The organism is Allostigmatella hybrida, from assembly GCF_020103775.1.
GTDB lineage: Bacteria > Myxococcota > Myxococcia > Myxococcales > Myxococcaceae > Hyalangium > Hyalangium aurantiaca.
Genome location: NZ_JAHXBH010000008.1, coordinates 224,218 through 248,285, shown reverse-complemented (window position 1 = coordinate 248,285; position 24,068 = coordinate 224,218). Strand labels below are relative to the sequence as shown.

19 protein-coding genes are annotated in these 24,068 nt (G+C 70.1%); 4 read left to right on the top strand and 15 right to left on the bottom strand.

Annotation, left to right across the window (positions count from 1 at the left end; all coding sequences use genetic code 11):
• Positions 1-19 precede the first annotated feature (19 nt).
• Complete coding sequence (locus KY661_RS16765) at positions 20-1,816, top strand: hypothetical protein (RefSeq protein WP_225411142.1); 1,797 nt, start codon at positions 20-22, stop codon at positions 1,814-1,816.
• A 4-nt stretch (positions 1,817-1,820) separates the two neighbouring features.
• Here KY661_RS16765 and KY661_RS16760 read toward each other — a convergent pair whose 3' ends face one another.
• The 8 genes from KY661_RS16760 to KY661_RS16725 form a co-directional block, all read right to left on the bottom strand.
• On the bottom strand, positions 1,821-2,672 hold the full coding sequence (locus KY661_RS16760; protein ID WP_225411141.1) for a DUF1206 domain-containing protein: 852 nt from the start codon (positions 2,670-2,672) through the stop codon (positions 1,821-1,823).
• Between the two features lie 61 nt (positions 2,673-2,733).
• A complete protein-coding gene (locus KY661_RS16755) occupies positions 2,734-3,591 on the bottom strand; it encodes a galactosyltransferase-related protein (RefSeq protein ID WP_225411140.1) in 858 nt (285 codons plus the stop codon).
• Positions 3,592-3,620: 29 nt separating this feature from the next.
• Positions 3,621-4,499, bottom strand: coding sequence for a radical SAM protein (locus tag KY661_RS16750; protein WP_225411139.1), 879 nt, complete (start codon positions 4,497-4,499; stop codon positions 3,621-3,623).
• Positions 4,496-5,536, bottom strand: a complete 1,041-nt coding sequence (locus KY661_RS16745) for a radical SAM/SPASM domain-containing protein (protein ID WP_225411138.1) — start codon at positions 5,534-5,536, stop codon at positions 4,496-4,498. The genes KY661_RS16750 and KY661_RS16745 overlap by 4 nt, the downstream gene beginning before the upstream one ends.
• The gene (locus KY661_RS16740) at positions 5,533-6,621 is read right to left on the bottom strand and encodes a glycosyltransferase (RefSeq protein WP_225411137.1); all 1,089 of its coding nucleotides are present in this window, start codon (positions 6,619-6,621) and stop codon (positions 5,533-5,535) included. The genes KY661_RS16745 and KY661_RS16740 overlap by 4 nt, the downstream gene beginning before the upstream one ends.
• A complete protein-coding gene (locus KY661_RS16735) occupies positions 6,621-7,910 on the bottom strand; it encodes a tetratricopeptide repeat protein (RefSeq protein ID WP_225411136.1) in 1,290 nt (429 codons plus the stop codon). The genes KY661_RS16740 and KY661_RS16735 overlap by 1 nt, the downstream gene beginning before the upstream one ends.
• A gap of 43 nt (positions 7,911-7,953) precedes the next feature.
• A complete protein-coding gene (locus KY661_RS16730; protein WP_225411135.1) occupies positions 7,954-9,156 on the bottom strand; it encodes a heparin lyase I family protein in 1,203 nt (400 codons plus the stop codon).
• Between the two features lie 174 nt (positions 9,157-9,330).
• A complete protein-coding gene (locus KY661_RS16725; protein WP_225411134.1) occupies positions 9,331-10,608 on the bottom strand; it encodes a sigma 54-interacting transcriptional regulator in 1,278 nt (425 codons plus the stop codon).
• A 208-nt stretch (positions 10,609-10,816) separates the two neighbouring features.
• On the opposite strand from KY661_RS16725, the gene KY661_RS16720 reads away from it, so the two are divergent.
• Together KY661_RS16720 and KY661_RS16715 are read left to right on the top strand one after the other, a co-directional pair.
• A complete protein-coding gene (locus tag KY661_RS16720; protein ID WP_225411133.1) occupies positions 10,817-12,328 on the top strand; it encodes a serine/threonine-protein kinase in 1,512 nt (503 codons plus the stop codon).
• A 10-nt stretch (positions 12,329-12,338) separates the two neighbouring features.
• The gene (locus KY661_RS16715) at positions 12,339-13,622 is read left to right on the top strand and encodes a sensor histidine kinase (protein WP_225411132.1); all 1,284 of its coding nucleotides are present in this window, start codon (positions 12,339-12,341) and stop codon (positions 13,620-13,622) included.
• Positions 13,623-13,637: 15 nt separating this feature from the next.
• Here the strand turns inward: KY661_RS16715 and KY661_RS16710 are convergent, their stop codons facing one another.
• From KY661_RS16710 to KY661_RS16680, 7 genes are all read right to left on the bottom strand, one after another.
• Complete coding sequence (locus KY661_RS16710; RefSeq protein WP_225411131.1) at positions 13,638-14,705, bottom strand: hypothetical protein; 1,068 nt, start codon at positions 14,703-14,705, stop codon at positions 13,638-13,640.
• Positions 14,706-14,802: 97 nt separating this feature from the next.
• Complete coding sequence (locus KY661_RS16705) at positions 14,803-15,960, bottom strand: trans-sulfuration enzyme family protein (protein WP_225411130.1); 1,158 nt, start codon at positions 15,958-15,960, stop codon at positions 14,803-14,805.
• An 89-nt stretch (positions 15,961-16,049) separates the two neighbouring features.
• Positions 16,050-17,738 (bottom strand): pseudouridine synthase, encoded by a 1,689-nt coding sequence (locus KY661_RS16700; protein WP_317987269.1) that lies wholly within the window; start codon positions 17,736-17,738, stop codon positions 16,050-16,052.
• Between the two features lie 23 nt (positions 17,739-17,761).
• Positions 17,762-18,403 (bottom strand): response regulator, encoded by a 642-nt coding sequence (locus KY661_RS16695; protein WP_075007543.1) that lies wholly within the window; start codon positions 18,401-18,403, stop codon positions 17,762-17,764.
• Positions 18,400-19,482, bottom strand: a complete 1,083-nt coding sequence (locus KY661_RS16690; RefSeq protein WP_225411129.1) for a sensor histidine kinase — start codon at positions 19,480-19,482, stop codon at positions 18,400-18,402. The genes KY661_RS16695 and KY661_RS16690 overlap by 4 nt, the downstream gene beginning before the upstream one ends.
• A gap of 108 nt (positions 19,483-19,590) precedes the next feature.
• On the bottom strand, positions 19,591-20,490 hold the full coding sequence (locus KY661_RS16685) for an alpha/beta fold hydrolase (RefSeq protein WP_225411128.1): 900 nt from the start codon (positions 20,488-20,490) through the stop codon (positions 19,591-19,593).
• On the bottom strand, positions 20,487-21,791 hold the full coding sequence (locus tag KY661_RS16680; RefSeq protein ID WP_225411127.1) for a DUF4082 domain-containing protein: 1,305 nt from the start codon (positions 21,789-21,791) through the stop codon (positions 20,487-20,489). The genes KY661_RS16685 and KY661_RS16680 overlap by 4 nt, the downstream gene beginning before the upstream one ends.
• Positions 21,792-21,940: 149 nt before the next feature.
• Between KY661_RS16680 and KY661_RS16675 the strand changes: the two genes are divergently transcribed.
• On the top strand, positions 21,941-24,061 hold the full coding sequence (locus KY661_RS16675; RefSeq protein WP_225411126.1) for a putative metal-binding motif-containing protein: 2,121 nt from the start codon (positions 21,941-21,943) through the stop codon (positions 24,059-24,061).
• The last annotated feature ends 7 nt before the right edge of the window (positions 24,062-24,068 follow it).

The window sequence follows — 24,068 nt, the reverse complement described above, 5'->3', positions numbered from 1 at the left end:
CATGTTCCAGGAGCCCGCCTTGCCGGAAGCCGCCTCTCCGGTTCCCACGTCCGGCACGCCGCCCCCCCGGGGGCTGGGCGCGCTGCTCTGTCTGCTGCTGCTCCTCGTCCTGCTTCCCGCCGCGGCGGCGAGCGTGCTCCGCGCCGCTCTGGGATTGCCGCTGTGGGTGGGGGCCGCCGTGGGTGGGGTGGGGGCGCTCGGCATCACAGGCAGGGCCTTCACGCGCGGGCCCGTGTGGCCCACGCACATGGGGGGCTCCCTGCTCCAGGCGCTGTACCTCGCCGCGGTGGCGAGGGTGACGTGGGGCATGCTGGGCATCCCCGTGCTGGACGGGCTGGTCTCGGTGGGCGGCGGGGATGCGGGCAACCACGCCGCGCTGCGGATGGACTTCGTGACCCGCGATCCTGGCACCTACCAGGGCTTCACCTTCTTCCACACGGTGACGTACGGGGCGCAGTGGCTGTTCGGCCTGGACACGTTCGCGGGCTTCCGGGTGGGCTTCTATCTGGTGCCGGCCGTCCTCGCGGTGGCGCTCGCCGCTGCGCTCGAATTCGTGGCGGTCCGGCTGTGGCGCTCACCTCGCGCCTGGGCCGTGGCGCAGGGGGCCCTGCTGGCGCTCACCGTCACCGTGTGGCCCTTCCTGCTGCTGCGGCTGCTGCACTACCACCAGGCAGATGGCTTCTATGGCCACCTCTTCGGGCTGGTGCCGCTGGTCCTCGCCTGGGTGGCCTATGCGCTGCCCCGCACGGCCTGGGGGCGGTGCGCGGCGCTCGCTGGGTTCACGGTCCTCTACCGGTTCACCTATGGGCTGAACCTGGGGGACTTTCTCCTCATGGCGGGCGTGCTGGCGCTCGGGGAGGGCTTCTTCTCCTTCGGCCGGGAGCAGCGCTCCCTGGCGTGGCTCGCGCGGCTCATGGGGCTCGTGTTCCTGGCGGCGGGGGCCTATGCCTATACGAAGCTGCTGCCCCTGGGGCCCGTGTACGGCAGCCTCGTTCACCATGACGCCGTGCGGGCCCTGCGGACCCAGGCCTGGGCCGTGGCGGGGCTCCTGGCCTTGCGCTTCGTCTCCTCGCGGGAAGACAAGGTGGAGCGGCGGCTGATCGACTTCGCCGTGCTCTTCGGCGGCTTCAACGCGCTGGTCCAGGTGGCATACCTGAAGGCGGGGATGCCCGTGGGGTACTACTTCCTCAAGTACGGCTTCCACGCGGTGGTGTTGCTGCTGAGCGCGGCCCTGCTCGTGACGAGCCTCCGGATGGGGGCGATGGTGCAGGCGGCGCCCTTCCGCACGAGACAGAGGAGCGTGGCCCTGGCCCTGCTCATGGCCGTGGGGCTGTTCGCGGTGGCGCATGGGTGGAGCCGGGCCTTCGCGGCCTACACGCCCAGCTACCAGGAGCGGGCGCGGGGCCAGCCTCCGTTCGCCCTGCTCGGGGCGCTGGAGGACCGGGAGAGCTCCGCGCTCATCCGCCAGGTGCTGCGCGAGGAGGGGAAGCGCTTCGGGGGGCTCTTGAGCCCCTCCTGGGCCCGGGTGAACTTCTCGAACGTGGCCCTGGGCTGGGTGCCGGAGGATTACACGGCCACCAACGGGCACTGGCCCGTGTTCGCCGAGGGCAAGGTGCGGCGGGGCCCTGGCGCCTGTGTCTTCTGGGAGGCCTCCCCCGAGGACTGGGAGGCCTACCGGCAGCAAGCGGAAGAGGGGAGGCCGGTCCTGGAGGCCCAGGTGAAGCGCCTCCAGTCCGAGCCGGGGCGCTCCTGCCGGCAGTACCCCGTGGCCTGGACGGCGTCCGGCACCCGGACGCTCTGCTTCCTCTGCGAGTAGCGGCTCAGGGCGCGACGATGCGGCGGTAGCGCGCCTGGAGGAAAAGGTAGGCCGCATAGGCCACCAGCCCCAGGGCGACGATGCCCAGCAGCACCGCGCCGAACGGCTGGTCCGCGAGGACGGCCAGGGATTCATCCAGCCCCTTGGCCTCGCTGGGGTTGGACCGGAGGGCGGCGAGCAGGAGGAAGCCGCCGATGAGGGTGAAGACGACGCCGCGCGCCGCGAGCCCGAAGCGGCTCACCCGGATGGCCCACTCGCGGTGGGTGGGCGTCATGCGCCCCAGCGAGAGCTTCTCGCGGAACTTCGCCGTGTACGCGTTGCGGAACTGGGCGATGGCGAAGGCCATCACACCCGCGCCCACCAGCGCGACCAGCGCGGCCCCGAAGGGCTGGGAGAGCAGCTCCGCCGTCCACCCCTGGGTGCCACGGCCCTTCTGGGCCCCGGCGCCCGTCACCAGGTGGACCGCGGACAGGGCGAGCGTGACGTGCAGGATGCCACTGCCGAAGTAGCCCGCGCGGGTGACGAGCCCCTTGCCGTCGCGGCCCTTCTTCTCGGGATCCAGGATCGCCTGGACGAAGCGCCAGGCGGCGAAGGCGACGAGGCCCGCCGCCAGGAGCGACATCAGCACGATGCTGAAGGGTTGCTCTGCCAGAGTGACGAGCGCGCCTTTCGTGTCCGTGGCCTTGCCGCCGGAGCCCAGCGCCAGCTTCACCGCGAGCACCCCGATGGTGGCGTACACCACACCCCGGGCCGCGTAGCCAAACCGGGCATAGCGCGCCACCCAGCCGCCCACCGTGTGTCCTGCCTGCTCCAGACGCTCCATGCTAGGCCCATGGCCCATCCGCAGTGTCGCCATCGTGTCTTCTCCCGGATGCTTTGGCGGGCTTGAAGATGGGCATTCACACGGCCAGGACATGTCAGGGCTTGCCTGTGTGCTTGCCCTCCACGCTGGACGGTTCGAACCAGGTGTAGCGCCCTTGCCACTTCTGGAAGTCGCCCTCGCAGGTGCCCCAGTAGTAGCCGGTGCGGTAATTCTCCAGGCAGGTGGAAAGGTTGATCAGCTCGCTGGCCTTCCGGTGCATGCCGCCGAGGCGGTGCTGCTCGTCACCGTGGGTGAGGTGCACCACGTCGCCGTGGCGTTTCTGGGTCAGGCCCAGGGCGAGCTGCAAGCGGATGAGCAGGTCCAGGTCCTCCCATCCCCAGCCCGACAGCTCCGAGCTCATCCCGTTGATTTTCTCGAAGTGCTTGCGCCGCATCATCACCAGCCCAGGCCCGTTGCGGCTGCCGTCGCGCAGGTTCATGCGGCGGGTCTCCACCTGCGCGACGCGGCCCTTCTGGTCCACGAAGCGCATGAGGTAGGCCAGCTCCCGCAGGCGCGAGCGGCGCTTGGAGGGCGGGTGCGACTCGAAGACGCGGTCCACGGTGACGAAGTGCCGCTTGCCCAGCAGCGCCAGGGACTCCGCCAGGAAGTCCCTCCGCAGCACCACATCCGTGTCGAGGAAGAGCAGGTGCCCGGCCCGGGCCGTGGAGGCGCCCAGGTTGAGCGCCAGGGACTTATTAAAGGAGGTGCCCCGCATCTCCAGGCCGCGCAGCCCCGGGAAGCGGTGGGCCCGGAGCACCCGGCGGAACATCCGGATGTCCCCGCCGCAGTTCACCACCAGCACCTCGAAGGGGTGGGCAGCGAAGAAGCGGCGGTTGCGGCCCAGGGTGGCGTCCAGCTCGGGCCGCCCGCTCCAGGGGATGATGATGGACAGCTGGGGCTGCTTCGCTTCCATGCCGTCCCTCGCCTCGTGTCCGTTTGGGGTCAGAAGGCGTGCGCCTCGTCCCCGGCGGCCTTGCCGAAGCCCTCGATGATGCCCCGGTTCTGCGGCACCGTGCAGGGGCACACCTCGTAGCGGCAGGGCCGGGGTGCCTCCCACAGCTTCAGCGTCCCGTCGAAGACGTTGCCCAGGTGCCCATCCCCGAAGCGCTTGCCGGGGTAACACGAGAAGGCATCCCCCTTGGGGTGGATGATGAAGTACTTGCTGCCCGCGTGGCACAGGCGGCCCTTGAGCTGGTAGCCGCGGTTCATCTGGGACGGGGACACCATGTCGCCGAAGGCCCGGTCGATGCGCCAGCGGTCCAGCCACCCGTACTCGGCCGGCTTGCCGTTCACCCGCATGAGCTGCGGGTAGAACTTGATGCCCGCCTCCTCGAAGCGCTCGCGGCTCCCGGAGACCGCGGGCACCTGTCCGGGCACCACCACGCTGTTGACGACGAAGGTCGCCCGGGGCCACCTGGCCAGCATCGCCTGGACCGCCTGGGCCTTCTCGAAGAAGACCGCCTCCTCCACCTCCTCGCGGTGGAGCGAGCACGAGAAGGTGCGCAGTTGCTCGCCCGCGGCCTCGATGAAGGTGGAGAGCACCCGCAGCGGGGCGGAGAGGTTGGTGAGCAGCGAGACCTTGTGTCCCGCCGCGGCCAGCCGCTGGGCCACCTCCGGCAGCCGCTTGAGGAGGAAGGGCTCGCCGCCGGAGATCTTGAACTCCCAGCTTCCGGGCAGGGCGGTCAGCGTGGCGAGGGCCGCTTCGAGCTGTGCGTCCGTGGGGCCGCCGATGCCCGGCATGTGCTTCTGGACGCAGTAGGTGCAGCGGTAGTTGCACCCGCCGACGATGTTCCAGCTCACGGTGGGCCGGGGGCCGCTCATGGCAGGTCTCCCGCTTCGAGCATCTCGCGCAAGTCCCGGGAGGCCGCGAAGTTCATGTCGTGTTTTCCGCAGCGGGCGCAGCCCGGATAGTACTCCCCGCGGTGCAGCCGCTGGCGCACCGCCTCGTACGCGGGGGCCCGCCACACCTCCTGGAACGTACCGTCCTTCACGTGCCCGGCCTCGATGTGCTCGCAGCAGAAGAAGACGCGCCCGTCCACGTAGACGCGGCTGTAGAGGTAGCCCGCGAAGCAGCCTGTCTCCTGCCCGGAGGGCCACTTCCCCGAGAGCTGCGCCTCGTACGCATCCAGGTTGTGCTTCACCTTCAGGGCCTTGGCCTGCTTGCGCGCCGCGGGAATCAGCTCTTCGAGGACCTGCTGCCGCTGGGCGGCCGTGAGCGCGTGGTGCTCGGTGCCCCGGGGCACATCCCCCACCTTGAAGGAGGCCCGCGCGCCCACCTCGTGCGCGAGTTGCACCATGGCGGGCAGCTCCAGGTAGTTCACCCTGTTGATGACCTGCACCAGGTTCACGGCCGTCACGTCCCGCACCGTCCGGACACCCTCCAGCAGCCGGTGGAACGTCTCGGGCGGCTGGTTGGGGTGATAGGTGGCGTAGGTCTCCGGGGAGGCGGAGGCCATGTTGAGGAGCATCTGGTCCACCGCGAGCGCCCGCACCCGCTCCCAGTCACACAGGGTACCATTGGAGATGACGGTGAGCCGCAGGCCCCGGGCCTTCACCTGGGCGATGAAGGCGTAGATGTCCGGGTGGGTGAAGGGCTCGCCTCCGCCGCTGATGACGATCCGCTCGGCGCCCGCTTCGGCGCATTCCGCCACCATGCGGTGGAAGGTGGCCGCGTCCATCCGCTGCCGCTTCCAGGCCACCGGCTTGGGCTGGGCCAGGTCCGGCGCGTAGTTCCAGCAGGTGATGCAGTCGAGGTTGCACGCGTTGGTGACGTCCAGGTGGACCGTCTCGGGCCCCGTGCGAGGCCTGCGCTCCAGGTAGCCCTTCAGGCGTTCCTTCATCGCATCCGGGTTCTTCATGTGAGCAGCTCCAGCAGCGCCCGGGCCGCGGGCTCCGCGCCATTGCGCTCCACCTTCTTCCGGGCCCCCGCGCTCAGGCGCTGGCGCACCTCGGGCTTGAGCACCTCCCGCACCGCCTGGGCGAGCCCGTCCCGGGTCAGTGGCACGCACGAAAGCCCCGCCCCGGCCGCCGCCACCTCGCGCGCGCGCTTCTCCTGGTCATCCACCATCCGCTCGAAGGGGATGAAGACGGAGGGGATGCCCGCGTAGAGCAGCTCGTGCACGGCGTTGTAGCCCGCCGCCGTCACCGCCGCGTCGAAGGCGGGCAGGAAGTCCAGCGCGGGGTAGCGGCCCTGGAGCACCACCGCACCCTCCAGCGCGGGCGGCTGCTCGCGCCACAGCGGGCCCGCGCCCACCACCAGCCGCACGCCGGGCAGCTCTTGGACGACCTGGGCCGTGAGCGTCAACGCGCGGGCCCCTTCGGGGTCTCCTCCGCCCCCGAAGGAGGCATAGAGCAGGGTGCCCTCCTCGGGCAGCCCCAGGGTCTTGCGCGCCTGGGCCCGGGTGGGCAGCTCGTGGCGCTCGCGGATGAGGATGGGGCCCACGGCCAGGGCCTTGGCGGGCTCGGGCACCGGCCCGGCCTGGGCCACGCTGTCGTGGGGGATGAGCACCCGGTCATACAGCCGCAGCGAGGCCTGGAGCAGCCCGGAGCCGGCCGCCTCGGCCCGCTGCTCGCGGAAGACGAAGACGTTCTTCTGCCGCCAGCGCAGCACGGGGATGAGCTCCTCGAAGGAGCCGGTGGGGTAGGTGTCCACCACCAGCACGTCCGGGTCGAACGCGGCCAGGGTGTTCCACGTCACCGTCTGCGCCAGCTTGAGGTAGGTGCCCTTGCGCAGGCCACAGTGCTCGCGGATGGTCTTCGAGGGCAGCTTCACCGCCGCGAAGCCCTCCCGGTAGATGACGTGGTCCGCCTCGGAGGAGGTGAGGAAGAGCACCTCGCACTCGGGAGAGAGCCGCCGCAGCGCCCGCGCGATGGAGACCAGGCGCGTGACATGGCCCAGCCCCAGGCCGTTGACGGCATAGAAGACGAAGCGGGGCGCGCCCATCAGGAGTGATCTCTCCAGTCGCGTTCCTGGTTGCGTTCACCGGCTCGCACCGCCGCCTCCTGGGCCGCGGCCTGGGCCGCCGCCGCCTCGCTCGCGCCGTCGAGGTCCAGCAGCTTGCTCACGCCGTAGGCCGCCAAGCCCGTCGCCAGCGCCCCGCCCGCGGCCAGCGCCGCCACCTCTCCCAGGGAGCGCTCCGGGGTGTACTGCCACGCGGGTACCTGGCTCAGGTTCGGATAGGTCTTGTGGCGGTGGGTATACGGGTCGTACCCCGCCAGCTCGCTCCAGTGCTGCGCCTTGCCGCCCGGTGCCATCAGGACCTTCACGGGAGGCGGCTGGCCCGCGGAGGCCATGTTCGCGCACGGGGGACACGCCAGGACGTTCGTGACGTCCGTGCCCCGCTTGAGGGGTACCCCCTTCCGGAAGGTGGCGTTGGCCAGCGGGCGCGCGCAGAAGTAGCAGCCCACGCGCTCGCCTTCGGGCAGAAACGCCTTTTCGCCGAAGAGGCGCTGGGCCCACTGCCGCGCGGCCTCCGCGCTCTCCTGGGCGTTCTGGACTTCCACCTCGGCCTCCGGGAGCCAGAGCCCCCCTGGCTGGACCCGCGCCAGGGCCTCGCGCGCCCGCTGCTCGGCCATCGTGGCCTGGTTGAGGACCGCCCGCAGGTCGTCGTCCTCGTTCAGCCGCAGGGCATGTTCCACCTGGATGAGCTTGCCGGCGCTCTTCTCCAGCCGCGCTTCGTACCGCTGGAGGTCCTTTGGGGGCACGGGGGGCTCCAGACCCGATGGCCCGCGCCGCCGGACCGCGGAGGTCGTCTTGAACACCCGGTACATCACGAACAGGAGGATGCCGCCGGAGATGAGGAGGCAGGCAAGGGGCAAGAGCATCGGGGATGGGGAGCTTGCGGAAGAGGACTCCTGGCCCGTTTCGGCGAAGCCCATCTCCCGCAGCTTGCCGTCGATCTCCGCCTGCTTGTACGCCGGGTCGAGGGTGCGCGCGTGGAGCAGGGCGTCCCGGGCCTCGTCGAAGCGGTTGAGCTTCCGCAGCGCCAGGCCCCGGTTGTACTGCCAGCGCGCCTTGCCGGGCTCCAGCGCCGCGGCCTGATCGAACCACCCAAGCGCCCCCGCGTAATCCTTGGCGTCGTAGAGGCGCTTGCCCTGCTCGTACACCGCCAGGGCCTGGGCGGAGACGTCTGCCCCGGCCTGTGAAGGGGGGGCCTCCGGGGCTTCCTGCGCCCAGGCCAGGGGGGCCAAGAGAAGCAGCACCCCCAGCGCCAGGATGTTCCTTTGCGTCACGTGCCAGCGCTCCCGCGAGTTGGAGGCTGGCGACGTTAACAGGTTACGGCTCGGCCAGGACGGCTTCCAGGGTCCGGGCCTGCACCCAGCCGTCGTGATACACGACGCCCACGGGCTGCACGGTATCGCTCCGGTAGAGCCCCACCTTCAGGTAGTTGAGCATGCCGGAGAACATCGTCGCGATCTTCTTCTTGGGCAGCACGAGCTGGCCGTTGTGGTACAGCTCCACGAAGCCCACGGTGGCATCGGCGGACCACTTCACGTGGAAGATGAAGTCGTGCCACGTGTTGCGCACCAAGGGCGTCTTCCAGACGATGACCGGGCTGTTGCCGCCAATCGACAGGCGGATCTCCTCGCCGTAGACGTAGAACTCCACGGGCGGCGAGCCGCTGCTGCCCTCGTGGTGCCACTGGGTGAAGAGCTGCCAGGTCTTCACGCTGGGGAAGTCCGAGGCGAACCGGGTGCTCCAGCGGTAGTAGAACTCGGAGTTCACCGGCTCGCGGGACATGTAGACCAGCTCGTTGCGGTTGCCGCTCGAGTTGATGGGGTCATCGCCCTGCTTCACGGTGGCCTTGATGGCGTAGGAGCCCTGGCGGGCAGGCGAGTTGACGACCTGCAGCCGGTCCGCGCTCACCGCCTGGGTGTGGCTCCACTGGGCGATGCTCCCCGTCTCGAAGTCGCCGCGCCACACCACGCCGGGGACCGCCGCGGCCGCCTCGCCCGCGCAGACCCGGGCCTCGGTGATGGAGGACCACTGGCTCACGCTGTTGCCATCCACCTTGATGCGCAGGTAGCGCGCGCTGCGTGAGGTGAACCGGTACGTCTCGGCGGCGGTGGTGGTGCCGCTGCTGGTGCCGCTGTAGACGGAGGTGAAGTTCGTCCCGTCCGTGGAGACGGACAGCGAGAAGGGGCTGGTGCGCAGGTTGCCCTGGTGCCACGCCACCGCCGCACCGGCGATGTTCTTCGCCGCGCCGAGATCAAACTGGAGCCAGCTTCCGGGGCCGAGGTGGCTCCAGCGCGTCGCCAGGTTGTCGTCCTGGGTGTTGCTGGGCCCGTTGCCATCGCCGTCATCGCCGATGGCCGTCACCGTGGTGGCGGCCAGAATCGAGCAGTTCTGCAGGGTGAGGGCCTCCGCCTGCGTCTCCACGGGCGGAAGGGTTTCCTCCTCGGACAGAGCGCCGGGGCCACACCCCGCGAACGGGGAGGCGAGCAGCGCGGTGGCGAGGAAGAGAGACTTCTTGTGCATGGGGGGAAAACTCCAGGGGTTCAGGGGGTGTCCAGAACCCAACTGCACCTCCCGTGCCCACGGGCCTCGCCCTGTGCGATTCCTGACATTTTGAGAACTTGGGGACGGGGGGGTGGAAACCCCCGGTTGACACCTGGGACAGACACGCGCGCTCCATGCCCCGTCCCGGGAGCGCTAGTCCGCCCCGCCGCCGGGGGCCCGTACCCCATGCTCTACCATCATCCGGTGGAGCAGTTGGCGGGAGATGCCCATGCGCCGCGCCGCCGCGGAGACGTTGCCCCCGTTCTCCTCCAGGTGCCGCCGGATGAAGCCGCGCTCGAAGGATTGGATCACCGCCTCACGCGCTTCGCGCAGGGTCAGCGAGGGGGCCTCCGGAGCGGGGGCCGCCGCGGAAGCCTCGGCCCCCGGGAGCAGCGAGGCCAGCGAGGGGAAGAGCGTCAGCCGTGTCACCGCGTTGCGCAGCTCCCGGACGTTGCCCGGCCACTGGTGGGCCTGGAGCATCTCCAGGGCATGGGGCGGCAGGTCCGCCAAGGTGCGCGGCGGCGTCTGGGCGGCGAGGAGGCGCTCCACCAGGAGGGGAATGTCCTCGGGCCGCTCGCGAAGCGGGGGGACATGGGCTTCCAGGACGGCCAGCCGGTAATAGAGGTCCTGCCGGAAGGTGCGCGCGTGGACCTGCTCGCGCAGGGGGCGGTGCGTGGCGGCGACTACGCGCACATCCACCTTGCGGGGCTGGGTGCCACCAAGGGGGCGCACCTCGCGGGACTCCAGCATCCGCAGCAGCTTGGGTTGCAGCTCCAGGGGCAGCTCGCCCACCTCGTCCAGGAAGAGGGTCCCGCCGTGGGCCTGCCCGGCGAGCCCCTCCCGCGACTCCACGGCGCCCGTGAAGGCGCCCTTCACCGCGCCGAACAGCTCCGCCTCGATGAGGTTGGGGGCCACGGCGCTGCAATCGAACACCACCCAGGGGCCGTCGTGGCGGGGGCTCACATCGTGGATGGCGCGGGCGAGCAGCTCCTTGCCCGTGCCGGACTCCCCCAGCAGGAGCACCGTTTCCTCGCCCGCGGCGGCGCGGTGGAGCTGGGCGAAGAGGGCCCGCATGCGCACGCTGGCGCCCACGGCCGCGCCGAAGTGGGGCTCGGGCCACAACGGCTTCTGCTGGGGCGTGCCCGCCAGCTCCAGGCTCAGGACGCACTGCCCCATCCGCACCTGGGCACCAGGAGGCAGCAGGGCCTCCTTCAGCCGGACGCCTCCCACCACCAGCCCGTTCTTGCTGCCCAGGTCCCTGACCAGCACGCCTTCCTCGGTGAGCCGCAGCAGACAGTGCCGGCCCGAGATGGTGCGGTCATGCACCAGCAGATCCGCGCCCCGGCTGCCCACCACCATCGGCTCCAGTCCGAGCAGGGCAGCGACCGGTTCACCCCTCGGCGGACGGACCACGACGCGCAGCGTGGGCACGTGGATCCATTCCTGATGTGCGTGCCGGAAGACCGAGAGTGTGAGGGATGAGAGGGGCATGCAGGGAGGCGAGGGCGGCAGGACCATCCCCGCTTGGAATGATATAGCGGCCTGTATGATCTCCCCGGTCATCGCCAGCTCGGCCCCGCTGACGGCCGTCTGCTCTCCTCTCACGCAAGCGCTTGCTCCCTGGCGGGTGTGAAGGGTGATGAGAGAGCGCATCCTCGGTCCTTATCGTCTGCTGAACCGCCTGGGACGGGGCGGCATGGGCGAGGTCTGGGAAGCGGAGCCCCTCCATCAGCCTGGCGCACGGGTGGCGCTCAAGGTGTTGCATGGCGATGAGCGGCTCTCCCAGGCCTGGGGGCGCTTCATCGGCGAGGCGCGGATCGGCGCGCTGCTGGATCATCCGCACATCGTCCGGACGCTGGACCTGGGACGGGAAGGGGAAGACCTCTACCTGGTGATGGAGCGGCTGGAGGGGATGCCCCTGTCCCATCTGGACCTGGTGTCCGAAGGGCCGCTCCCCTGCGGGATGGTGGTGGAGATGGGCCTCCAGGTGCTGGAGGCGCTCGCGTATGCGCAGAACGCGCCCTCGCCCGCGGGTGTCCGCCTGGGGCTCATCCACCGGGACCTCAAGCCCTCCAACCTCTTCCTGACGGCGGAGGGGAAGGTGAAGCTCATCGACTTCGGGATTGCCCAGGCCGCGGGCCTGGAGCTGACGCAGACGCGCTCGGGGCTGGTGCGGGGCAGCCTGCCCTATCTGTCCCCGGAGCAAGCGCGTGGCGAGGCGCTCGACACCCGGAGCGACTTGTTCTCGCTGGGGCTCGTGTTGCACGAGCTGCTCACCGGACGCCGGGTGTTCCACCAGTCCAATGAGGCCACGGTGCTCAGTGCGCTGCTGTGGAGCCCCATCCCCCCGGTGCGCCAGTTCCGCGCGGACGTGCCCGTGGCGCTCAACGCCGCGCTCATGTGGGCCCTGCGGCGCGACAAGGAGGAGCGGCCCGCGTGCGCGGAGGCGTTCGCCGAGGCGCTGCGGACGGCGCTGCCGGCGGAGGAGCGGTGGCCCCCGGCGCGGCTTGCCCAATGGAGCGTGCACCGGAAGGCGTGCGTTCCCACGGCACCGGTGGAGTGGACGGCGGTGTTTCCGCCGGGCACGGCGACGGTGCCCTCGCGCCTGACGGAAGTGCTCCCGGTGGCGCCACCGGAGCCCGTGCCGCCAGCACCCCGCGCCAGCGCCGGTGGGTGGCGAGGCGCGGTGATGGCCGCCGGGGTGCTCCTGGTGGCCGGAAGCGTGGGCGTCCTGGCGAACCCCTGGGGCCGCCATGTCGCGCGGCAGTACACCCAGGCCCTGGCGGTGCTCGAAAGCCCTCCGCCCACGGAGGAGGCGCTTCCGCCCGGGGAGGCCGGGCCCCAGGAGCCCGCCCGGATGCCCGCCCCGGCTGGTGTCGGCTCCTCGTCCTTCGCCGTGCGCCGGTTTCCCTCCCGTCCCCCCGCTCCCCCGGTCCCTCCGGAGGCACCTGGGTACGTGACCATCGAGTCACGGCAGGCAGGCGCGGCGCTCTCCATCGGTGGCATCTCGCTGGGGGCCGCGCCCCTGCGCCGTCACAAGGTGTCACCGGGCGCGTACACGGTGGATGCGGTGCTTCCCGATGGGCGCAGGCAGCAGAAGACGTTTCAGGTCGCCCCTGGCACGGATGCCCAGCTTTTGCTGGAGTGGTGAGCCGAGCGTCATGCCTTCCACCCCAACGGCCTCGGGCCCCGGTCCGGGTCCGGAGTGGAAAATCCTGGTCTTCGCGGCCCTCATGCCGCTGTTGACCGTCCTGGATTTGCTCACCCTGTCCCGCTTCATCCCCGGGACGTTCGCGCTGCGGGTGGTGTGGGGCCTCGAGCTGGCCGTCTTCGCGTTCGGGATGCCGCGGGCTTCCGAGAGGGGACGGCGCTGGCTCGTTCTGGGCAATGCCGTGTGGGGCTCGATCTCCTACCTGCTGCTCGTGTTTCTCACGGGCGCGCTGGAGAGCCCCTATGTCTACCTGGTGTTCACGCTCCCCCTGCTGGTGGCGTTCATGTTTCCGGAAGAGCCGAGCATGACGACGGTCTGTGGGGTCATCTGCTTCGTGGGCACCTTGTGGCAGGTGCGGGAGACAGGGACGTCCTTTTCCCAGGGCGCTGCCTGGCTGTCCCTGATCGCCCTGTCCACGTTCCTCGGTGAATACGGCTCCTCACGGTTCCGCAGGGAACTCGAGGCACGCAACGAGGTGCGGGTGGAGCGCACCCGCCGCGAGGCCGCGGAGAAGTTCGCCCGGGCGGTCCGCCACCAGACCCAGTCCGAGAAGCTCGCCACCGTGGGCCGGCTGGCCGCCAACGTGATGCATGAAATCAACAACCCGCTGGCGTTCGTGCGCTCCAACCTGCACTTCCTCCAGAAGGAGCTGCTCGCCTTGCCCCTGCCTTCCGAAGTTCGCGGAGAGTTCGAGGAGGTGCTCACGGAGACGCGCACGGGCCTGGACCGCATCCAGCAGATCGTCGCGGACCTGAGGGGCTTCTCCCGCATGGACGTGGAGGACCCGAGCCCCTGCCTGCTCGCGGACGTGGTGGACAACGCCGTGCGGCTGGCGGGGGTGCGGCTCAAGCACGTGGCCCACGTGAGGGTGGAGGTGCCCAAGGAGCTGCCCGCGGTCTTCGCCGTCTCCCGCCGCCTGGTCCAGGTGCTGCTCAACCTGCTCGTCAACGCGGGGGATGCGATCGAGGAGTCCGGCCGCGAGGGAGGAACGATTCTCGTGCGCGGAGAGGTGCGGGACGCTCACGTGGTGCTGACGGTGGAGGACAACGGCCCCGGCTTTCCGCCGGAGGTGGTGCCCCGCCTGTTCGAGACGTTCTTCACCACGAAGGGCCCCGAGAAGGGGACGGGGCTGGGCCTGGTCATCTCACGCGAGCTGCTGGAGCAGTTTGGCGCGACCCTCTCCGCCGAGAACCGGGCGGAGGGCGGGGCGCGCCTGCGCATCGTGTTTCCGTGAGTGCTCCGCGCGCGCTCAGGGTGCGTTCGGATCTCCGCCCACGCCCTTGAACGGGTTGAACGTGTACGCGGTGGCGAAGCCCGCGGACGGGCTGAAGTAGTGGGCCGAGAGCTTGGCCGGATCGGTGGCGATCTCGCCGCGCTGAACGGGCCCGTCGTTCTGGTCATCCCAGCCCCAGGGCGAGTTCGCCGAGTTGGTGGAGCACAGGCTCTTGATGTAGCCGCAGTCGCCGCTCGTGTCGCCCGCGAACGTGCCGTCCGAGGCGAACAGCGAGCCGAGCTGCCGGCGCGCCCAGAGCCCCTCGGGGCCATAGATGTCGATGAGCTTGTAGCGCACGTCCGAGTCGCTGGCCGACGAGGGCTCCTCGGCGGTGGTGAGCGACGGGAAGTACTTCACGCCGTCTCCGACGATGTCGTAGCCCGGCCAGGCCTTGAGCCCGTGCCCCTTGGCCTCCTGGGCCGTGATGGGGTGGTTGACGCCCTCGAAGTTGGCGAAGGAGAGCTTGCCGTCCGTCGACTCCGCGCCCGAGGCCAGGGGGCTGCCATCCGGCACGTAGGAGAAGAAGTCCTTGTGGGCCACGGTGACGGCGCCATCGAGCCTGCCGAACTCGCTGCCATCCCGCGCCACCACGAGCATCACGCCCTCGCCGTCGTTCTCATGCTCCGTGTCGAAGATGGAGTCGGCCCAGTCGCGCGGGTGGAAGAATGTGTAGACGATGTACCAGTGCGAGCTGGTCTCGACGACCGAGTGGTAGACGTGCGCGTTGAGCGCCCGGGAGCCGGTGTTGTCCCAGTTGTTCGTGCCCACCCAGTCCCCGTCGAAGTCGACGCGCGAGATGTAGTCGGACCGGCCGGAGAGCGAGTGCGAGCCCGTCACGTCCACGTCCTGGTAGTGCACGGGGGCCCAGCGCTTCGCCAGGGCCGCCCGGGCCGCCGTGGAGCCCACGCCGTTGGCGAGCGCGCCCTCCAGCTCGCCGGTGAGTTCATCCAGCGACTCCGGCCCACAGGCCGCGAGCATCATCAGGGAAGCGGGAACGACGGCGCGCGCCATGGCGCCGCGGAACAACGAACGGATGGGGAACATCGGGGGGCCCTGCCTTTCGGGAGGGCCACTAAACAATATCAAGAAATAGAGGTTAAGCGGATTTTATGCGTAACCTCTATTTTACCTGAAAGACAGGTCAGCGTTGCAGGGCCTGACGCACGTCGGCAATCAGGTCATTCACGTTCTCGATGCCGATGGAGAAGCGCACGAGCTGCGCGTTGATGCCCAGCTTCTGGCGCAGCTCGGGCGGCACGCTCGCGTGCGTCATCTGCTCGGGGTGGTTGGCCAGGGACTCCACGCCGCCCAGGCTCTCGGCCAGCGCGATGAGGCGCAGGTTCTGGAGGAACCGCGTCACCCCAGCCATGTCCCGCTTGAGGTAGACGGACACCACGCCGGCAAAGCCGCTCATCTGCTTGCGCGCCAGCGCGTGCTGGGGGTGGGACTCGAGGCCCGGGTAGATGACGCTCTGGAAGTCCCCGCTGTCCTCCAGGGACCGGGCGAACGCCAGCGCGTTGGTGTTGTGGCGCTCCATGCGCAGCGCGAGCGTCTTGATGCTGCGCAGCAGCATGAAGCACTCGAAGGGCGAGTTGACCGCGCCGCCGGCGAACTGCACGAAGCGCAGCTTCTCCGCCAGCTCGTCGTCGTTGGTCATCAGCGCGCCACCGATGAGGTCGCTGTGGCCCCCGATGTACTTGGTGGTGCTGTGGATGACGAGGTCCGCGCCCAGCGAGAGCGGCTGCTGGAAGATGGGCGAGGTGAACGTGTTGTCGACGACGACCTTGGCCCCGGCCTTCTTGGCGATGGCGCAGATGCCCGCGATGTCGACGATGCGCAGCAGCGGGTTGGTGGGCGTCTCCACCCAGATGAGCTGGGTCTTGTTGTCCACGGCGGCGGCCACGGCGTTCAGGTCGCGCAGGTCCAGGAAGTCGAACTGGAAGCCGTAGCGCGCGAACAGCTTGCGGAACAGCCGCCCGGTGCCGCCATACACGTCCTCGGAGACGATGACGCGGGCGCCCGGCTCCAGCACCTGCATGATGGCCTGCTCGGCGGCGAGCCCCGAGGCGTAGGAGAGGGCGTGCTTGGCGCGCTCCAGCGCCGCGAGCGACGTCTCCAGGGCCGCGCGGGTGGGGTTGCCGCCGCGCGAATAGTCATACGTGAGGGGCTGGCCCGGGGCGGGCTGAACGTACGTGGACGTCTGGTAGATGGGCGTCATGATGGCCCCGTGCTTGGGGTCGGGCTCGACGCCCGCATGCACGCAGATGGTCTCCAGACTCTGAGTGTCCTTCACGCTCATGGATTGCCTTCTGTGGGGAAAGGGAAAGGGCCCGGCAAGCTACTGCCCAGGGGGAAGGAAATCCAGCCCGGGGGGCCGGGGGCTGTGGCTCAGAAGGGCGCGGGGCACTCCAGGTGGAGGCGCTCGCCCGTATGCGGATGGATGACCGTCAACACCTCGGCGTGGAGCAGCAGGCGCGGGCCGGGGCTGCCCCCGTAGAGCCGGTCCCCGGCGATCGGAGCCCCGAGCCCGAGCGGGTGCGCGGCATGGACGCGCAGTTGGTGTGGCAGGCCCGTGAGCGGCAGGAGCGCCACCCAGGTCCGGGGGCCCTCCCTGCGCACGGCACGCCACTCCGTGAGGGCGCGCTTGCCACGGACCGGATCGACGATGTGGCGGGGGCGGTCCTCCGGGTTGGCGCGGAGCGGCAATTCCACGGAACCGTGGTCCGCGGAGACGGGGCCTTCGAGGCAGGCGGCGTACCACTTGCTGGCCTCTTTGCGCGCGAACTGCCGCTGGAGGGCCACGTGGGTGTCCGCGTCCTTGGCGGCGAGCAGCAGCCCGGAGCAGTCGCTTTCGAGGGGATGGACGATGAACGGCTCGGGGCCTTCGGGGGTCCGTTGCCGGAGGCGGACGAGCACCGAGTCCCGTTGCGGCGAGTGCCGGCCGGGGACGGACAGGAGGCCATAGGGCTTGTCGACGACGAGCAGCCAGGGATCCTCGTAGATGATCCGCAGCGCCTCGTCCTTGCCCGGAGCCTCCTCGGGAGGAGGGGCGGGCTCGGTGAGGAGCCCCTGCAGCATGTACGGCAACACCTCGCCGCACTTGCTGCGGCAGGCGGGGTAGTACAGGCCCGCGTGCCGCTCTCCGGTGAGGGGAGGCGCGCCCCACCAGAACTCGGCGAGGGCCAGGGGCTTCAGGTGGTGGCGGTACGCCTGCGCGAGGAGCTTGGGCGCGGCGCAGTCTCCCGCGCCTCCCGGGGGCGGCTCGGGCGCGAACAGCGCGCCCAGGGGCTGGGTTTCACCCCGGGCATTCGGAATGACATAGGTGTAGGCCATCTGCTGCCAGAGCTGCCGGGAGCGCTCGGCGCGGTGCTGTTCGAGCTCCACTCGGCGCGCGTCGAGCGCCCGGAGTGCCGAGGCCAGCACCTCGCGCTCCTCCTGGTGCACCGCCTCCAGCCGCCGGCGCTCGGCGGCATCGGCCCGGCTTTCCTGTCCGAGGGCATGCAGCGCGGCCTGCCGTTCTTCCTCTCCCACGCCTTCGGTCAGGCGCTGGCGCGCGCCGTGCCGGCGGCGGCGGTTGGCCTCATGGCGCTCCTGAAGCTGGGCGGCGGCGGCCTCGTGGCGGGCGGTCAACTCCGCGAGGCGGGCTCGCAGCGCCACGGGCTCGGCCCCGTGGACCAGCTCCGCATGGACGCTGTCCAGGGCGCGCAGCTCGGCCTCTCCCGCGGGCCAGAAGGCATCGCGCACGGCCACGTCGAAGAGCGGCGGCGCGAAGCCCTCGATGTGCCAGCGGCCATCGAGCATGCCCGAGAACCCGCAGAGGTAGCCGATGCGGCCATCCGGCGCCTCGACGGCCAGCACTCCGAACATCTTGCCCCGCCCCGGCGCATCGAGGTCTTCGAGCCGCAGCCCGGGGGCGAGGTCTCCCCCCCGAAGGCGCGCCTGGAGCGCCTCGGCGGCGCGGCGTGCCAGGGGATGCGGAGGCCCCAGGGCAAACGGGTTCGCCAGCCTCCCCGGCAGCTCCTCCGGGGCCGGCTGGGGATCGAAGTAGGTGACGGCTGGGACGGGGGACTCACTCACGCGGGGGGCGGCAGCTTACCGGATCAGAGGCAGCCCAGCTCCATGGCCCGGAGGACCGCCCGGGTGCGGTCCCGGACGCCCAGCTTGGCGAGGATGTTGGACGTCTGGTTCTTCACCGTCCCCTCGGCGGTTCCCAGCACGGTGGCGATCTCCCGGTTGCTCAGGCCGCGGGCGATGAGGCGCATGACTTCCAGCTCCCGGCGGGTGAGCCCCTCCGGAAGGGGGGCGTGGGGAAACTCCTGGGGCAGCTCCGAGAAGCCCCGCTGCACGCGCTCGGCGACCCCGGGCGGCAGCAGCGTCTCGCCGTTGGCGACCCGGCGGATGGCGTCGGCGAGCTGGTCGCGCGTCACGTCCTTGAGGAGGAAGCCTTTGACGCCCGCGCGCAGCGCCTCCACCACGGCCGAGTCCTCGTCGAAGGTGGTGAGCAGCACCACGCGGCGCTCCGGGTTCAGGCGGCGCATCTCGCGCAGGGCCTCCAGCCCGTTCATGCGCGGCATCCGCACGTCCATCAGGACGATGTCCGGGGACAGCTCCTGCACGCGCTTCACGGCCTCCTCGCCGTCGGAGGCCTCGCCCACGACGCGCAGGTCCGGGGTGAACTCCAGCAGGCTGCGGATGCCCTCGCGGATGAGGGCGTGGTCATCGACCAAGACGATGGTGATCATCCTTCACCTCCTCGGGCGGGCAGCCAGGCCACCAGCTCCATGCCCTGGCCTCCCGCGGGGCGCAATTCCACCCTGCCGCCCAGCTGGGCGAAGCGCTCCTGCATGCCCGTGAGCCCCGTCCCGGGTTTGAGCGTGGCGGCGCCCTTTCCATCGTCCCGGGCGTGGACCTGGATGCCGCCCTCGTCCGTGGTGATGACGTCGATCCACAGGTTCTTCGCGGAGGCGTGGCGCAGCGTGTTGGTGATGACTTCCTGGACACAGCGGAACACGGACTGGGCCGCCACGGGATCCGGGATGGAGAGCTTGTCGGGAACCTGGAGGTGGACGTCGAGCCCGGGCACGCCCTGGGCGAGCGCTTGCAGCGACGGCCCGAGCTGCGAAGGCCCATCGCGCATGGCGGACACCACCTCGCGGACCTCGCCCAGGAGGGTCCGGGCCACCTTGTGGGCCCGCCGGACATGCTCCTCGCCCGGGCCGGTGACGGTGTGCGAGGCGGCCTCCAGGTTGAGCGAGAGCGCGGTGAGGTGGTGCCCCAGCGAGTCATGCAGCTCGCGGGAGATGCGCAGCCGCTCCTGCTCGCGCTCGCGGTCGGCGAGCAGCACCTGGGCGGCCTTGAGCTCCGTGTGCAGCCGGGCCAGCTCGCGGCGCCCCTCAGCCTCGCGCTGCTGGAGGCGCGCCACCATGGTGGTGAAGCCCATGAAGCCCGTGAAGATGGCGGCCATCGGCACCGCGCTCTCCAGGGGAAGGATGAGGAAGTAGACGGCGGCGGTCAGCACGGCCATGCCCACCACCCACTGGGTGGCCCGCCGCGAGGGGAGGAGGGAGGGGGCCTGCGCGGCGACGATGCACAGGAGCACGCCCTCGGAGCCGTCATGGCCGGTGGCCAGCACGCCCATCGCCGCCGCGGTCTGCAAGCCCAGCAGCCAGATGGCGCCGGGGCCCTTGCGCCGCGCGTTGAGCCAGAACGCCACGCCGAAGGTGAGGAAGCAGAGCAGCCAGAGCTGGAGCGCGGGCTCCGTCCGGCTCGCGGGTTCGAAGAGCAATTCTCCGAGGGGAGAGTAGCCAGCGGCGGCCCACATCAGGATTCCGGCCAGGAAGAGACGCAGGGAGGACGGTGTGACGGAACGCCTTTCACTAACAGGGGAGGGCGCCGGAGGCCATGTGCCGGAAGTCACGGGGCAACGGTATCACGGCCCCCGGGGCGCCGCCCCCGTGTGTGCCAGGAGTGCCTGGGCCAGGGGCTCGAAGAAGGCGGGGTTGAGGGCATGCCCCATCCCGTCGATGACGCGCAGCTTCCCCGCCGGGGCTGCCCGGGCCGCGGCCTCGGCGTGCGCGGGCACGAAGATCGGATCCTCCGAGCCCTGGATGAACAGGCACGGGGCTGTGACGTGCCGCAGTGCTTCCAGTTGGTTCTTGTCCGGGATGCGCGCACAGGCACGCCGGTGGTGGTCTCCGGCGAGGGCGTCATCGCCCCGCGTCTCCGCGAGCCGCTGGAGGCCGCGCCAGTACTCCGCGTCGAACGGCGCCCGGCTCCCATTGGCGAGCCGCCAGCTCTCCACCGCCAGCTCCAGCGGCGGCAGCCCCGGGGGGATCTTCGAGAGCGCTTCGAGCCAGTCCTGCCGGGGCGGTGGGAGGCCGGAGGTGGGCGCCTCGCTCCCCATGAAGGTGTGGAGCAGCGTGGCGTAGTCCGGCGTGGACATCATGCTGGTCAGCGAAGCGACGGTCCCGGGGTGCCGGATGGCCAGCCGCAGCGCCAGAAAGCCGCCCATGGAGAGGCCCACCCAGTGCACCTTGCCGAGGCCCAGGTGGGCCCGCAGCCCCAGCACGTCCCGCTCGAGGTCATCCAGGCTGTAGGGCGTTTGGCCGAAACTGGCGATGTGGGACGAGCGTCCCGTGTCGCGGTAGTCGAAGCGGATGACGCGGCGGCCTCCGCGGACGAGCAGTTCCAGCCAGGGCTCCGGCCAGAACGAGGCGCCGCAGCCATTGCCCATCAACAGCACGATGGGAGGGGCCTCGGGCGGCCCCCTGTCCTCGTACCAGAGGTCCGTGTCACCGATGCGAAGGAGCTGTCCGGAGGGTGTGTTCATGGGGAGGCGGGCTTGAAGCGGACATCGACCCAATAGTTGGCATCTTTATAGGAACTGGACGGGAAGCCACCGCTCGCCGTGTAGAGGAAGACGCCGTTGCCCCCCACGCTGGCGCTGCCGGGCGCCGTGAGGTTGCCGCTGACCACCGCGTTCGTCAGTCCCGAGACGTCCCGGGCGAACTGCCCGTTCGACGTGAAGTACGAGACCACGTAGACGGTTCCTGCGGTGATGGGGATGGGCGTGGGGAGCGGCGCCTCCTGCCAGCCCGGGATTCGCCCATCCTTCACCGGAACCTGGGCCAGGAGCGTGCCCGTGTTGCTCCACAGGTGGGCGACATAGCCGTTGGCATTGCCCGTGCCTCGGTAGAACCGGAGGGCCTCGATGGTGCCACTGGCGTTGCTGCGGAACCGGACGCCCACTTCCACGGCGCGTGTGTCGTCGCCCTGGACGGCGGTGCCCGGGACGCGGTCTCCGAAGAGGGTCTGGCTCCACGGCAGGATGACGGTGGCGGTGACCGGACGGTGATCGGACTGGGACGCGGCGTTCACCACGCTGGCGGTCAGCGGGGAGGTCCACGCGGAGCCGAGCAGGACATAGTCGATGCGCTTCGTGGGGAAGCTGGCCGGAATGGTGTAGCCGCTGCCCGAGCCGCCACGCGCCCATGCGTCGGTGAACTGCTGGAGCAGGCTTGTGATGCTGGACTCGGAGGGACTGGCGTTGAGGTCTCCGCCGAGCAACGCCCAGGGCTTCCCAGCGAGGGCGGCCTTGATGTCCTCGGCCTGCTGGACGCGCTCCGCGGCGCCGGTGGTGCCGAAGTGGGTGACGGCCACGGGGATGAGGCGTGAGGGCGCCAGCTCCACCTCGAAGAGGGCGAGGACCCGCTGCTCGGCGGCGGAGCGCAGCGGAACGCGCTGGGCGGAGCGGATGGGGTAGCGCGACAGGAGCGCCAGCCCGTACTGGCCCGAGTCGTAGTTGGTCAGCGAGGGAATGAAGGCATAGGACATGCCGGTGAGCTGGCCCAGCCGGGCGGCCTGATCCACCTTGTTGGACCGCACGGTGAGGACGTCCACCTCCTGGAGCGCCACCAGGTCGGGCGCCTGCGCCTTGATGACGTTCGCGACGGTCTCCAGGCTGCTGAGCTCCCCGTGCTTGATGTTGTAGGTCATGAACCGCAGGCCCCCTCCGGCGGAGAGGGCCTGTGGCTGCTCGCCCGGTTCAGCATCCGGCTCGGTGGCTTCGGGCGGTGCACAGTGGGTCAGGGTGGTCATGAGGGTGAGCAGCAGCAGGGGGCGCAGGGACATGGCGGGAACTCCGGAAGGCAACAATAGGCCGGGCGGGGGGCGAGGTGGGTTAGACTGTGCTTATGTATCGAGCCTGTGTGTTGGGGCTGCTCCTGAGTCTTGTGGCGTGCAAGGAGAAGGCTCCCGGGGAGGGGGCCATCCGGGTCTCCGTGAAGTACGGAACTTACGTGCCCGCCTGCCTCCGTGTCGCCGCCCGGGATGCGCAGGGCCACGAAGCGAGGACGGACATCCCCCGGGAGAAGTTCCAGAACCTGGAGGCTCGAGAGGTCCGCGTCGCGGTGTTTCGCAAGCCGGAGTGGGACCGGGAGCTGTCGCTGGAGGTGTCCTCGTACCGAGCTGCCTCGGGGCAGGAGTGCGCGGGAGACCTCGTGGAGACGCGCGCCTCGGACGCCCCGATTCCGGTGCCGATGGGGGCGTTCGCCGTCTTCGAGGCTGTGCTCAAGGCGCAGGACCAGGATGGGGACACCTTCCTCTCGCTGCCGGAGCTGGCCCAGGCGGATTGCGATGACAAGCGCGCGGATGTCTACCCGGGGGCACCCGAGCAGTGCAGCGTCAACGTGGACTTCGACTGTGACGGCCTCAAAGGCTGTCAGGACGCGAAGTGCCTGGACAAGGCGTGTGACGATGGCAACGCCTGCACGACGGGAGACCAGTGCAACGGCGCGCTCTGCCAAGGCCATGCGGTTCAGTGCCAGCAGCCCACCGGCGTTTGTTTCACGGGCGCGGTGTGCAACCCCACCACGGGACAGTGCGACAACGTCCTGGCCCCCCCGGAGACGGTCTGTAATGACCAAGACCCCTGCACCGTGAATGACACCTGCGGGCCGCAAGGCCAATGCTCGGGTCAGAGCAAGTCCTGCAACGCGCCGCCGACAGCATGCTTCGAAGCCTCGGGAACGTGCGACGCCGTCAGCGGTGAGTGCCGGTACCCCTCCAAGCCGGTGGCCACGGAATGCAGTGATGGAGACGCCTGTACGGTGAACGACGCGTGCAATGGCAACGGCATGTGTGGCGGGCTGGCGACGCCCTGCACTCCCTCCAGCACCTGCTTCCGAATCACCAGTGGTTGTACGGCGCTCGGCAATTGCACCGAGGCGGTGGATCCGGCCAAGGTGAATACGGTCTGTCAGAAGGGCAATGGGCAGAGCGGCGTGTGCCGCGTCTCTGATGGCGCGTGCAGTGCCTTCCCCTATGTTCCGAGCAATTTCGATCCGGACGCGATTCCTGACGCCAATATCGGCGCCCTGACGACCTCGGGTGCCGTCACCTTCGATTCAACGCCAGGAGCTACGAGTCCTTGGCATCCTGCGGGCCGCGTGACGGCTTCCCCTCCTATCACCGTCATTTCTCAGACCAATGGTGCTCCGGATGCCGTGGTGCTCGCGGTGCGAAGCTTGAACCTGGGAGGAGACCTGACTCTCGTGGGAACGCGCCCCGTCATCCTGGCGGTGTACGGAGACGCCACGCTGAATCACCACATTCTGGCGAACAGTATTTTGGGAGCATCCTCGGGCCCAGGCAGCAATCAGGCTTGTGACTCGCGGCAAGGCTCGGAAGGGACTGTTTCGGGCGAGGGCGGGGGAGGTGGGGGAGGTGGGGGCGCCACCGCAGGGGCTGCGGGAGGAAAAGGATTCTCCAGTGGTGCCACCGGTGGCAACGCTGGAGGGGCGAACCCCAGTGGTTTTGTTCCGCTGGCTGGCGGATGCCCCGGCGGAAAAGGGGGCGGTGCGCTGGGCGGTCTCGGCGGGGCGGGAGGTGGAGCGATCCAGATCTCTGTTTCAGGAATCCTCACGGTGGAGAAGAAGGTCACGGCCAGCGGCGGAGCGGGAGAAGGGGGAGACAGCAGCAGCAGTGCCGCAGGGGGAGGCGGCGGAGGGGGCAGCGGTGGCCAGGTGTCTCTGGAGGCCTTCCGGCTGGTCCTCTCGGGGACCGCTCAACTGACTGCCAATGGTGGCGCGGGAGGCGAGGGAGGCGGCCCCACCAACGATGGCGATAAGGGGGATGATGGCTACACGACTTCAGGATCGCGAGCTACCGGTGGAGGGAACTATGCCACCGCAGGGGGAGATGGCGGCGACGGAGCCGCCCAACAAGGCCCGCTTCCCAACCCAGGCAGCGAGGGGACCAAGGATGGCTTCACCGGGAACGGTGGCGGTGGCGGTGGCGGTGGCGGTGCGGTGGGCCACCTCCGTCTGCGGGCCGTGCGGCCCTGTGAAATCCACAACTCCAGCGTGCGCAGCCCCAATCCTGTCCTGCAGTGCCCCCTGTAGTTCAGCA

Excerpts from the sequence above, each read along its gene's own strand:
- KY661_RS16720 (WP_225411133.1), top strand. The coding sequence starts at position 10,817 with ATGAGAGAGCGCATCCTCGGTCCTTATCGTCTGCTGAACCGCCTGGGA.
- KY661_RS16710 (WP_225411131.1), bottom strand. The coding sequence starts at position 14,705 with ATGTTCCCCATCCGTTCGTTGTTCCGCGGCGCCATGGCGCGCGCCGTC.
- KY661_RS16755 (WP_225411140.1), bottom strand. The coding sequence starts at position 3,591 with ATGGAAGCGAAGCAGCCCCAGCTGTCCATCATCATCCCCTGGAGCGGG.
- KY661_RS16760 (WP_225411141.1), bottom strand. The coding sequence starts at position 2,672 with ATGGCGACACTGCGGATGGGCCATGGGCCTAGCATGGAGCGTCTGGAG.
- KY661_RS16690 (WP_225411129.1), bottom strand. The coding sequence starts at position 19,482 with ATGTGGGCCGCCGCTGGCTACTCTCCCCTCGGAGAATTGCTCTTCGAA.
- KY661_RS16730 (WP_225411135.1), bottom strand. The coding sequence starts at position 9,156 with ATGCACAAGAAGTCTCTCTTCCTCGCCACCGCGCTGCTCGCCTCCCCG.
- KY661_RS16695 (WP_075007543.1), bottom strand. The coding sequence starts at position 18,403 with ATGATCACCATCGTCTTGGTCGATGACCACGCCCTCATCCGCGAGGGC.
- KY661_RS16680 (WP_225411127.1), bottom strand. The coding sequence starts at position 21,791 with ATGTCCCTGCGCCCCCTGCTGCTGCTCACCCTCATGACCACCCTGACC.
- KY661_RS16750 (WP_225411139.1), bottom strand. The coding sequence starts at position 4,499 with ATGAGCGGCCCCCGGCCCACCGTGAGCTGGAACATCGTCGGCGGGTGC.
- KY661_RS16740 (WP_225411137.1), bottom strand. The coding sequence starts at position 6,621 with ATGGGCGCGCCCCGCTTCGTCTTCTATGCCGTCAACGGCCTGGGGCTG.
- KY661_RS16745 (WP_225411138.1), bottom strand. The coding sequence starts at position 5,536 with ATGAAGAACCCGGATGCGATGAAGGAACGCCTGAAGGGCTACCTGGAG.
- KY661_RS16705 (WP_225411130.1), bottom strand. The coding sequence starts at position 15,960 with ATGAGCGTGAAGGACACTCAGAGTCTGGAGACCATCTGCGTGCATGCG.
- KY661_RS16685 (WP_225411128.1), bottom strand. The coding sequence starts at position 20,490 with ATGAACACACCCTCCGGACAGCTCCTTCGCATCGGTGACACGGACCTC.
- KY661_RS16715 (WP_225411132.1), top strand. The coding sequence starts at position 12,339 with ATGCCTTCCACCCCAACGGCCTCGGGCCCCGGTCCGGGTCCGGAGTGG.